General features: G+C 63.1%; 1 pseudogene. It reads left to right on the top strand.

What is annotated here, in order from left to right:
* Positions 1-374, top strand: a pseudogene (locus LPW30_RS15955) (ATP-binding protein); the annotation flags it as partial.

Below are 374 nucleotides of genomic sequence, written 5' to 3'. Positions count from 1 at the left end.
CTGTTCCTGGACGAAGTGGACGCCTTGGTGGGCGACACCCTGATCTCGCTGCTGCGCCAGATCCGCGCCGGCTATCCGCAGCGACCGGATGCCTTCCCCCAGAGCATCGTGCTGTGTGGTGTGCGCGATGTACGGGATTACCGCCTGCACCAGGAAGGGGCTCAGGTGATCACTGGCGGCAGTGCCTTCAACATCAAGGCCGAGTCGCTGCGCATGGGCAACTTCACCGAAGAAGAGTGCCAGGCCCTGTGGCAGCAGCACACCGACGAGACGGGTCAGGCCTTTGATCCGACCATCTTCCAGGAGCTATGGGAAGACACCCACGGCCAGCCCTGGCTGGTGAATGCCCTGGGCTATGAACTCACCTGGCGCTT

The sequence above is a fragment of the Ectothiorhodospira variabilis genome (genome assembly GCF_022227625.1).
GTDB classification, from domain to species: Bacteria; Pseudomonadota; Gammaproteobacteria; order Ectothiorhodospirales; family Ectothiorhodospiraceae; genus Ectothiorhodospira; species Ectothiorhodospira haloalkaliphila.
Note: the sequence above shows the minus strand (reverse complement) of the source record. Positions and strands in the feature narration are given on the sequence as shown.